The 11,327-nt window shown below is 43.6% G+C and carries 10 protein-coding genes; 8 read left to right on the top strand and 2 right to left on the bottom strand.

Going from position 1 to position 11,327, the window contains the following annotated elements:
* Positions 1–10: 10 nt before the first annotated feature.
* Complete coding sequence (locus CLIN57ABFB40_RS19160) at positions 11–796, bottom strand: 5'-nucleotidase C-terminal domain-containing protein (RefSeq protein WP_175631514.1); 786 nt, start codon at positions 794–796, stop codon at positions 11–13.
* A gap of 156 nt (positions 797–952) precedes the next feature.
* Between CLIN57ABFB40_RS19160 and rplS the strand changes: the two genes are divergently transcribed.
* Positions 953–1,306 (top strand): 50S ribosomal protein L19, encoded by a 354-nt coding sequence (rplS, locus tag CLIN57ABFB40_RS19155; RefSeq protein WP_167959626.1) that lies wholly within the window; start codon positions 953–955, stop codon positions 1,304–1,306.
* 270 nt (positions 1,307–1,576) lie between these two features.
* Here rplS and CLIN57ABFB40_RS19150 read toward each other — a convergent pair whose 3' ends face one another.
* The gene (locus CLIN57ABFB40_RS19150; RefSeq protein ID WP_175631513.1) at positions 1,577–2,557 is read right to left on the bottom strand and encodes an ROK family protein; all 981 of its coding nucleotides are present in this window, start codon (positions 2,555–2,557) and stop codon (positions 1,577–1,579) included.
* 179 nt (positions 2,558–2,736) lie between these two features.
* On the opposite strand from CLIN57ABFB40_RS19150, the gene CLIN57ABFB40_RS19145 reads away from it, so the two are divergent.
* The 7 genes from CLIN57ABFB40_RS19145 (at position 2,737) to CLIN57ABFB40_RS19115 (ending at position 11,318) form a co-directional block, all read left to right on the top strand.
* Positions 2,737–3,453, top strand: coding sequence for an ABC transporter ATP-binding protein (locus CLIN57ABFB40_RS19145; RefSeq protein WP_175631512.1), 717 nt, complete (start codon positions 2,737–2,739; stop codon positions 3,451–3,453).
* Positions 3,454–3,486: 33 nt separating this feature from the next.
* Entirely contained in the window at positions 3,487–4,746 is a 1,260-nt protein-coding gene (locus CLIN57ABFB40_RS19140; RefSeq protein ID WP_175631511.1) for an ABC transporter permease, read from the top strand.
* Between the two features lie 4 nt (positions 4,747–4,750).
* Entirely contained in the window at positions 4,751–5,992 is a 1,242-nt protein-coding gene (locus CLIN57ABFB40_RS19135) for an ABC transporter permease (protein WP_175631510.1), read from the top strand.
* Positions 5,993–6,049: 57 nt separating this feature from the next.
* On the top strand, positions 6,050–7,150 hold the full coding sequence (locus CLIN57ABFB40_RS19130) for an efflux RND transporter periplasmic adaptor subunit (protein ID WP_175631509.1): 1,101 nt from the start codon (positions 6,050–6,052) through the stop codon (positions 7,148–7,150).
* Between the two features lie 9 nt (positions 7,151–7,159).
* Positions 7,160–8,500, top strand: coding sequence for a TolC family protein (locus CLIN57ABFB40_RS19125; protein WP_175631508.1), 1,341 nt, complete (start codon positions 7,160–7,162; stop codon positions 8,498–8,500).
* 90 nt (positions 8,501–8,590) lie between these two features.
* Positions 8,591–9,562: a peptide-methionine (R)-S-oxide reductase MsrB gene (gene msrB / locus CLIN57ABFB40_RS19120; RefSeq protein WP_175631507.1), complete on the top strand. Its 972-nt coding sequence runs from the start codon at positions 8,591–8,593 to the stop codon at positions 9,560–9,562.
* Positions 9,563–9,689: 127 nt separating this feature from the next.
* A complete protein-coding gene (locus CLIN57ABFB40_RS19115) occupies positions 9,690–11,318 on the top strand; it encodes an ATP-binding protein (protein WP_175631506.1) in 1,629 nt (542 codons plus the stop codon).
* Positions 11,319–11,327 lie beyond the last annotated feature (9 nt).

The following is an 11,327-nucleotide window of genomic DNA, read 5'->3' as shown; positions in this document are numbered from 1 at the left end:
ATTCTCCTTCTTATTTTATAGTAATACGTCCGTCCAGTTTGGAAGTAATCATTTTACCTTCGGCGGTTTGTTTGCGGACATAATCGAGGAATAGCCCACGCAAAGTAGCGCCATCGGGACATTCACGTTTCTCCGCTTGCAGAAAAGCGTCCATCTGTCCGTTGCCGTCTGCCAGATAGTCGATGGTGGCTACCGTATAGAGCTGGTTGTCTTCTACGGGTTTACCGCCAATTGTTGCGTCCAGCAACTCTCCTTTCTTTGTGATTTCCAATCGAATACCGCTCACCCCCTCTCCGTGAAGAGAAGCAATCGCTTTAAAAAGACGTTTCATATCCGAGCCTTTCATCGTCAGGATGCAAAGGGAGTTCTCAAAGGGAAGTATCTCGAAAATTTCACTTACTGTGATTTCACCTTTCGGCAGGATATTGCGCAATCCACCCATATTTACCAACCCCATATCGGCCGGTTTGCCCAATATCGGAGCGGCAGCCTGTTGCAAAACGCTTGCTACGAGATTGGAAAGCAGACTTTCGGGGCCTCCCTTATCCATTTTCATTTCACTGGTACCGATGACCTCATACATCATCCCGTCAATTTTGTCCTTATAGGGTTTCAATACTTCGGTAGCTTTTTTATCGGGATTAGTATCCCAAGCAGAATCTATCTTAATCATACTACCTTCTACTTTTGCCACTTGATAGTGAGCCGTAGCCTTCCGTGTCGAGCGACAAGACGTAAACAGGAATCCGCCTGCCAATGCTGCCACTATCAGATACTTTACATAAGTCTGTTTCATGTTCGCTATTTTTTTATATGCTACAAATATACAAAAAACATTTGGCTATCTGCCAAATAATTCGTTACTTTGCACCGCTTTCGCGCAATCGCTGTCAAGAGACGAGATACTTGGTATGTTGCGTTGTAACGATGAAACAATTTAATAATAACAACAATGGATTTAATTAAAATTGCAGAAGAAGCATTCGCTACCGGTAAACAGCACCCGAGCTTCAAAGCAGGAGACACTGTAACAGTAGCATATCGTATTATTGAAGGTAACAAAGAACGTGTACAGTTGTACCGTGGTGTTGTTATCAAAATCGCCGGTCACGGAGACAAAAAACGTTTTACTGTACGTAAGATGTCAGGAACTATAGGCGTAGAAAGAATTTTCCCAATCGAATCACCGGCTATCGACAGCATCGAAGTGAACAAGGTAGGTAAAGTTCGTCGCGCTAAATTGTACTACCTGCGTGCTCTTACCGGTAAGAAAGCTAGAATCAAAGAAAAAAGAGTTAACAACTAAGTCGGACTCTTCGATTCGAAATAAAAAAGGGAGCTTCATTCAATGTGAAGTTCCCTTTTTTATTGGCTATTAAATGCCGGCTCTTTTTCCTCACCGGTCAAGGAAATGTTCCCCGGTGAGAAACGGTCGTTTCCCGGTGCCGGAACTCATCAGCCATCCAAAGCCTCTATCCAGTACATTACACCTTCTTCCTGTAGAGTGTAGAGACAAAAAAATCCCCGAAAGCAATAGCTCCCGAGGATTTTCATTACCTTTATTATAAAATTGATATTATTCCTTAATCTCTTTCAATTCCCAAGCCAAAGCACTGGCACCCAATACAGCAGCATCGGAGTCTTTCAGTTCGGAAACGAGCAATTTCGTCTTGCCTTTATAGATATTCAACACATTGTCGTCAATTGACTTCTGAATCGGTTTCATGATATAATCACCCGATTTAGCCAGACCACCGAACAATACAATAGCTTCCGGGCTGGAGAATGCGATAGCGTCCGCTAATGCTTCACCCAGAATGTTACCTGTAAATTCGAAGATTTCCTGTGCAAGTTTATCTCCTTGTACGGCTGCGTCATATACATCTTTCGAAGTGATGTTTTCTGCAGGAATGTTACGAAGCAAACTACTGTCTGTACGAGCAGCCAGGAATTCACGTGCAGTACGGGCTACACCGGTAGCCGAGCAGTAAGTTTCCAGACAACCTTTACGGCCGCAACCGCAGATACGACCGTCACGACGAGCAATCACGTGACCTAATTCACCTGCAAAGCCGTCATGACCATACACCATCTGACCGTTGATAACGATACCGCTACCCACACCGGTACCGAGTGTAATCATGATAAAATCTTTCATACCACGGGCAGCACCGTAAGTCATTTCACCGATAGCGGCAGCATTAGCGTCGTTTGTCAAAGCAGTAGGAATACCCAGTCTTTCTTCAAACATAGCAGCTAATGGAAGGATACCTTTCCAAGGCAAGTTCGGAGCAAATTCAATCGTTCCCGTATAGTAGTTACCATTCGGAGCACCGACACCGATACCTCTGATTTTGTCAACACCGCCATTGGCGATAATCAACGGAAGCAGGTTCTTGCAAACTTCGTCAGCATATTCTTCGGCAGTAGGATAACCGGCAGTTTTGATTGAGCTGCTGGCAATAATAGTTCCGCGTGCGTCTACAATTCCAAAGACGGTGTTCGTTCCGCCTATGTCAATACCTACTACGTAGGGCTTTTCCATGTTTGAATTCATGATACTTTTATTTAAAAGGGTTAGTTAATCATTAAGTTTACTGCACACAAATTACGTAAAGAAGATTGAGTCTACAAAATGTTTTTGAAAAAAAGTTCAACCTCTTTGCAACTTTTCGTATCTTGCAGTCGTCTAATAGTAGAAAATAATTAGAAAACAGAAATTAAATAAAGGAAATTGTGATACAACTAACAAACATCAACAAGACCTACAACAACGGAGCTCCCCTCCATGTACTCAAAGGCATCAACCTCCATATCGAACGAGGTGAGTTCGTTTCCATCATGGGAGCATCAGGTTCGGGCAAATCAACCTTACTTAATATATTAGGTATTCTTGATAATTATGATACCGGAGATTATTATCTGAACAATGTACTTATCAAAAATCTGAGCGAAACCAAAGCTGCCGAATACCGGAACCGTATGATAGGATTCATTTTCCAGTCGTTCAACCTGATTTCCTTTAAAGATGCCGTAGAGAATGTTGCACTTCCTTTATTTTATCAGGGAGTGGGCCGCAAGAAACGCAATGCGCTTGCTCTGGAATATCTCGACCGTCTGGGGTTAAAGGACTGGGCGCATCATATGCCGAACGAAATGAGCGGCGGGCAAAAACAGCGTGTAGCCATCGCCCGTGCACTTATCACCCAACCGCAAATTATCCTGGCGGACGAACCGACAGGAGCATTGGACAGTAAGACTTCCGTAGAAGTAATGCAGATTCTGAAAGATTTGCACCGGACGGGAATGACAATTGTAGTCGTCACCCACGAAAGCGGTGTCGCCAACCAGACAGACAAGATTATACATATCAAAGACGGTGTCATCGAGCGAATCGAAGATAACATCGATCATGACGCCTCTCCTTTCGGTAAGGACGGCATCATGAAATAATTCAAAATCCACCACTACTATACAAACATTATCATGATTGATACTTGGCAAGAAATATATAGTACCATCAAGCGCAACAAGCTGAGGACTTTTCTCACCGGATTTGCCGTAGCATGGGGTATCTTTATGCTTATCGTCCTCTTGGGAGCCGGGAACGGACTGATTCACGCATTCGAAGAATCTGCTTCGGAACGTGCACTGAACAGTATTAAAATCTATCCGGGCTGGACCTCCAAGTCTTACGACGGATTAAAAGAGGGACGGCAGATTCAACTGGACAACAAGGATTTCCAAATCACCGATACCCATTTTCCCAAAAATGTAATTACGACAGGAGCATCACTCTGGCAAGGCTCCGTCAACATCAGTTTCGGTTCGGAATATGCCAGTGCCGGACTGGCGGGAGTCTTTCCCAACCACATAGAAATGGAAACCATAAAGCTTTTTAAAGGGCGTTTCATTAATGAGACGGATATAAAAGAAAGACGGAAAGTAATTGTCCTACATAAGAAAACAGCAGAGATTCTTTTTAATAAGACACATACCGAACCTATCGGACAATTTGTCAACATGGGAAATGTCGCCTATCGGGTAGTCGGACTTTGCGTCGACAAAGGAGACAGTGGAGAGAATCCCGCTCTCATTCCTTTTTCCACCCTGCAAATAATCTATAACAAAGGAGACAAGCTGAACTGTCTGACCATTGCTACAAAGAATCTGGAAACAATCGAAGCGAATGAGAACTTTGAAAAAGAATACCGGAAAGCCCTAGGTGCCAACCATCGTTTTGACCCAACCGATCATAGCGCTATCTGGATATGGAACCGATTCACCAATTATCTACAACAACAAAAAGGCATGGGCATTCTACGCACCGGAATCTGGGTAATCGGTATCTTCACTCTTCTAAGCGGTATTGTAGGGGTATCCAATATCATGCTGATCACCGTGAAAGAACGTACACGCGAGTTCGGTATCCGCAAGGCATTAGGAGCTAAACCAAGCTCAATTCTCTGGCTAATTATTGTAGAAAGTATAATCATCACCACTATATTCGGATATATCGGCATGGTAGCAGGCATCGGAGTGACCGAATGGATGGACAATGCTTTCGGAAATCAGACTATGGACACCGGAGTGTGGACAGAAACGGTTTTCCTGAATCCTACCGTAGATATAAGAATTGCCATACAGGCTACACTCACATTAGTAATAGCTGGAACGTTAGCCGGATTGTTCCCTGCCCGCAAAGCGGTCAGCATCCGACCGATTGAAGCACTTAGAGCAGATTAAGAGTATGAGAATAGACATGGATACCTGTGAGGAAATCCTCATAACCATCACAAGAAATAAAACGAGAAGCCTGCTGACTGCCTTCGGGGTGTTCTGGGGAATCTTCATGCTTGTTGCCCTTATCGGCGGCGGACAGGGACTGGAAGATATGATGAAAAAGAACTTTGAAGGATTTGCCACCAATTCCGGCTTCCTAGCTTCACAAAGAACGGGTGAGGCGTACAAAGGTTTCCGCAAAGGCAGATGGTGGGACTTGGAAGCTACTGACGTCGAACGTCTCCGTTCCCAAGTCAAGGATGTGGAAGTCATAACTCCTTCCATAGCCCGTTGGGGTTCGAAAGCGGTGTATGAAGATAAAAAATATGATTGCAGCGTGAAAGGATTGTATCCCAACTATCTCCATATCGAATCGCAGGAAATGGCTTACGGCAGATTTATCAATGATGTGGATATAAAGGAAGCCCGCAAAGTGTGCGTTATCGGAAAGCGGGTTTATGAAAGTCTTTTCAAAGCAGGAGAAGACCCGTGTGGCAAATACATACGTGTAGACGGTATTTATTACCAGATTATCGGAATGTCTTCTTCCGAAGGGGATATGAACATACAGGGACGGGCTTCGGAGGCTGTCACCCTGCCCTTCACCACCATGCAGCAAACGTATAACCTGGGCGGACGAATTGATGTAATCTGTTTCACCGTGAAGCACGGCGTCAAAGTGTCCGACGTACAACCGGAAATGGAACAGATTATCAAAGCCGCGCATTATATCGCTCCCAATGACAAACAGGCGCTTATGTACTTGAATGCAGAAGCTATGTTTTCGATGGTTGACAACTTATTCACCGGTATCAACATCTTAGTCTGGATGGTTGGCTTGGGAACCCTGCTGGCCGGTGCCATCGGTGTGTCGAACATCATGATGGTGACTGTGAAAGAGCGCACCACCGAAATCGGTATTCGCCGGGCAATCGGGGCACGCCCGAAAGACATCATGCAACAAATCCTGTCTGAAAGTATGGTGTTGACAACCATTGCAGGAATGTGCGGAATCTCCTTTGCCGTCATGGTACTGCAACTGGCAGAAATGGCTGCCAACTCAAGCGGTGGAGATACTCGTTTCCAAGTCAGTTTCGGACTGGCAATCGGTACTTGCGCTTTGTTGGTAGCATTAGGAATGTTGGCAGGGTTGGCCCCCGCTTACCGAGCGATGGCTATCCGACCGATTGAAGCTATCCGGGACGAGTAGAAATTGAGAATAGAGAGTTGAGAACGAAGAATTAAAAATTAAACACATATATCCAAGATGAAAAAGTATCTGAAAATCGCATTATTGGTAATCATTGCCATAATCCTTATTGGAACGTTCGTATTCCTTTATCAGAAATCACAGCCGAAAGTTACTGTCTACGAAACAGTGAAGGCGGAAATAACAGATTTGCAAAAGACTACAGTAGCCACCGGAAAAGTGGAACCGAGAGATGAAATCTTAATCAAGCCGCAGATTTCCGGCATCATAGACGAATTATACAAAGAAGCGGGACAAAGTGTAAAGAAAGGCGAAGTGATAGCCAAAGTTAAAGTTATTCCCGAACTCGGCCAATTAAACTCAGCGGAAAGCCGTGTACGGCTGGCAGAAATCAATGCGGCTCAGGCTGAAACTGACTTTAACCGCATAAAGAAACTGTATGACGACCAGCTAATCAGCAGGGAAGAGTACGAGAAAAGCGAAGTAGCTTTAAAACAGGCACTTGAAGAGAAACAGACTGCCAAGGATAACCTGGAAATCGTAAAAGAAGGAATCACCAAAAACAGTGCGTCTTTCAGTAGCACCATGATTCGCTCTACGATTGACGGACTGATTCTGGACGTACCTGTAAAAGCCGGAAACTCGGTTATTATGAGCAACACCTTTAATGACGGAACGACCATTGCAACGGTAGCCAACATGAATGACCTGATTTTCCGCGGCAATATTGATGAAACGGAAGTAGGACGTATCCACGAACAGATGCCGATAAAGCTGACAATCGGTGCTTTACAGAATCTGACCTTTAACGCAATCCTGGAATATATATCTCCCAAAGGAGTGGAAACGAACGGAGCCAACCAGTTCGAAATCAAGGCTGCCATTTCCGTTCCGGACTCCGTACAAATCCGTTCCGGTTATTCTGCCAATGCAGAAATCGTATTACAACGTGCCAATCAGGTATTGGCTGTCCCCGAAAGTACCATTGAGTTCAGTGGTGATTCTACTTTTGTGTATATCATGACGGATTCCGTGCCTCAACAAAAGTTCCAACGTACCCAAGTGACCACAGGGATGAGCGATGGTATCAAGATAGAAATAAAGAAAGGGGTAACTGCGCAAGACAAGATACGTGGTGCTGAAAAAAAAGACAAATAATAGATTTCCATGAAAACAATCCGTAAAACCATATCCGTACTCCTGCTCTCAGGAATCGGAATAATTTCCATCCAGGCGCAGGAAAACAGTTCGTCACAAGCGTGGACGTTGCGGCAATGCATCGACTATGCCATTGAACATAATACAGGGATTCGCCAATCCGCTAACAATGCGGAAATAAGTAAAGTGGATGTACACACCACTAAGTGGGCACGTCTACCCAACTTGAGTGGTAGCGCCAACCAAAACTGGAGTTGGGGACGCACCGCTTCACCGATAGATAACTCATATAGCGATATCAACAGTGCCAATACAAGCTTCAGTTTAGGCACAAATGTACCTATATTTACCGGTTTGCAGTTGTCTAACCAATATTCACTTGCCAAACTAGACTTGAAAGCGGCTATTGAAGACCTCAACAAAGCCAAAGAGGACATTGCCATCAATGTCACTTCTGCCTATTTACAAGTTTTGTTTAATCTGGAAATTAGCAAAGTCGCTTATAATCAAGTAAATTTGAGCAAAGACCAACTGAAACGAATTCAAGGACTTTTCGGAGTAGGTAAAGCATCTCCGTCCGAAGTGGCCGAAGCACAGGCACGAGTCGCCCAAGATGAAATGACCGCTGTGCAGTCCGACAATAAATACAAATTATCATTACTGGACCTCAGCCAACTTTTGGAATTACCCACACCGGAAGGTTTCATCCTTGAAAATCCCCAAGAGGAACTGGTGTTTGCCCCTCTCACTCCGCCGGATGATATTTATACACAGGCACTTGCCTACAAGCCAAGTATCAAGTCCGCAGAATACAAATTACAAGGGAGTATCAACAGCATCCGTATTGCGCAAAGTAACTTCTACCCACAGTTGTCTTTCAGTGCCGGATTAGGAAGTAATTACTATACAGTCAACGGAAAATCGGAAAGGGGCTTCGGCAACCAGATGAAAAACAATTTGAACAAATATGTAGGATTCAATCTTAGTGTCCCGCTCTTCAACCGTTTTTCTACACGCAATAAAGTACGGACAGCCCGCTTGAAGCAGAATAATCTTACACTGCAACTTGACAATGCTAAGAAAAAGCTCTACAAGGAAATTCAACAATCCTGGTACAATGCTTTGGCTGCAGAAAGCAAATATAATTCCAGTGAAGTTGCAGTAAAAGCCAATGAAGAATCTTTCCGGCTTATGAGCGAAAAATTCAATAACGGCAAAGCTACGTTTGTAGAATACAATGAATCAAAGCAGAATTTGACAAAAGCCCTCTCAGACAGGCTGCAAGCCAAATATGATTATCTGTTCTGTACTAAAATTCTGGATTTCTATAAAGGACAGATTATAGAATAGAACGTTTATGTGTCATAAATAAGACTGCACTGTCCGTATCTTAAAACATATCCGTCGGTTCATTCGTTACTATAGAAAGAACCAACGGATATGAAACATTTTATTATTGCAGCAGAAATTTATCTGGCAGGAGGATGCTTCTGGGGAACGGAACATTTCCTGAAACAAATCAGAGGAGTAGAAAGTACTCAGGTGGGATACGCCAATAGTATCATCACTAATCCGACATACCAACAGGTATGTTCGGGAGAAACGAATGCAGCCGAAACGGTGAAAGTGGTCTATGACCCTGAAACGATAGATTTAGGACTGCTCCTCGAACTCTATTTTAAGACAATCGATCCTACCAGTCTTAATCAGCAAGGGAATGACCGCGGTACGCAGTATAGAACAGGGATTTACTATACAAACAAAGACGATGTGCCTGTTATCAATCAAGCTATTCAAATGCTAGCGAGTCAATATAAAAATCCTATTGCTATAGAAGTGAAGCCATTAACCAATTTCTATCCGGCAGAAAACTATCATCAGGATTATCTGGATAAGAATCCGAACGGATATTGCCATATCAATCCTGCTTTATTTGAAATGGCACGGAAAGCCAATGCTCCCCAGGCTAAGAGTTATCAAAAACCGGATGATGCAACTCTACGAAAGAAATTGTCAGCAGAGCAATATGCAGTAACTCAGAAGAATGCAACAGAACCGGCTTTCAGGAATGAGTATTGGGATGAACATCGCCCCGGCATTTATGTAGATATTACTACCGGAGAACCCTTGTTTGTTTCTACCGACAAGTTCGACTCCGGTTGCGGATGGCCCAGTTTCTCCAAACCCATTCGGAAAGAACTGATTGCGGAAAAAAAAGATACTACCTATGGAATGATTCGGACAGAAGTACGCAGCAAAAGCGGTGACGCCCATTTGGGACATGTATTCACTGACGGTCCGAAAGAAAAGGGTGGACTCCGCTATTGCATCAACAGTGCCTCGCTTCGTTTTATTCCAAAAGAGAAGATGAAAGAGGAAGGTTATGGAGACTACTTATCACTCGTTAAATAATGGATCGAAATAGATAAAAGCTCACCAAATAATCAAAAGCTGTGGACAATATATCCAATTAATCATTTGCATTTATGCCCGTTTTCACGTATCTTCGTCTAGTGATTCATAAAAAGCTGATAAGAAGATGAAATATCCCATTGGAATACAGAGTTTCGACCAAATCCGTGAAGACGGATTTGTTTATGTAGACAAGACAGACTTGATTTACGACCTTGTCATGAATGGAAAAATCTATTTCTTGAGCCGTCCACGCCGCTTTGGGAAAAGCCTGTTGGTTAGCACGCTTGCCTGTTACTTCCAAGGGAGAAAAGAACTTTTCGACGGACTAGCAATCGCCAGTCTTGAAAAAGACTGGTTACAATATCCTATCTTCCGTGTGGACTTCAACGGCGGAAACTACACCCGTGAAGCAGAACTGGAAAAAAGTATCGAAACCTACATAGCCAAATGGGAAGTGGAATATGGTAAAGACCCCCTTGAAACCACCACAGGAGATCGCTTCAAGGGAGTATTACAACGTGCCTACCAAAAGACCGGGCAGCGCGCCGTAGTGCTAATCGATGAATATGATAAACCCATCCTCGATGTGTTGGACACCGGAGCTTTCACACGCAATCACGAAGGAGAAAAACTACTGCTCGAAGAGCATCACAGAGAAATTCTGAAGTCGTTCTATTCCACCTTCAAAGGAGCCGACGAGTATCTGAAATTTGTACTGCTGACGGGAGTCACGAAATTCTCACAAGTAAGTGTATTCAGCGGTTTCAACCAGCCTAAAGACATTAGTCTGGACGAACGCTACGAATCATTATGCGGAATCACCCAAGAAGAGTTGGAAAAATACTTCGAAGAACCTATATCGCGATTGGCAACTAAATACGAATGTACGGTTGAAGAAATGAAGGACTGGCTAAAAAGACAGTACGATGGTTATCATTTTAGTACGAACATGGCAGCCATTTACAATCCGTTTAGCTTACTCAATACTTTTGATATGAATGAAATCCACAACTATTGGTTCTCTACCGGGACTCCTACTTATTTGATACGCTTGCTACAGCACAATCATGAGCAGATGAACGAACTGACTGGCAAATTTTATAAACCGTCTTTATTTGTGGACTACAAGGCAGATGTGGAACAGCCTTTACCTATGATTTATCAAAGCGGTTATCTCACAATTAAGGAGTATAACAAAAGAATGGGAACCTATTTGCTTGACTTCCCGAATAATGAGGTGCGTGAGGGATTCTTGTCTGTATTAGCAGCCAATTATATGAAGCCGAAGAGTAAGGAAGTGACGAGTTGGATAACAGATGCCGTGATGGACCTTGAACAAGGTGATACAGACGCGTTCCGCCGTTCCCTCACCTCTTTTTTGGCAAGTATACCCTATGACTCCCACGGTTCGTTGAAAGATATAGATATAACAGAAAAGCATTTTCAATATACTTTTTATCTATTACTTCGACTGATAGGCGTATATTGCACTGCCATCCATTGTGAAGACCGCCAAAGCTACGGACGGGTGGATTGTACGCTGGAGATGGAGGATTACGTCTATATCTTTGAATTCAAAATGGACGGAACAGCACAGGAAGCTTTGGAACAAATAGAGAAGACCGGCTATGCCAAACCTTACCTGGCAGACAGACGAAAGGTGGTTTGTATTGGAGTCAACTTTTCATCCGCCACACGGACAGTCGAAGATTGGGAAGAAATCTCCATCGTTTCCCAAACAAAGAGTTATTAAAAGTAGGAT

Origin of the sequence: Bacteroides acidifaciens (assembly GCF_903181435.1) — a bacterium.
GTDB lineage: Bacteria > Bacteroidota > Bacteroidia > Bacteroidales > Bacteroidaceae > Bacteroides.
The sequence above is the reverse complement of the archived record's forward strand: the minus strand, read 5'-3'. Positions and strand labels throughout refer to the sequence as shown.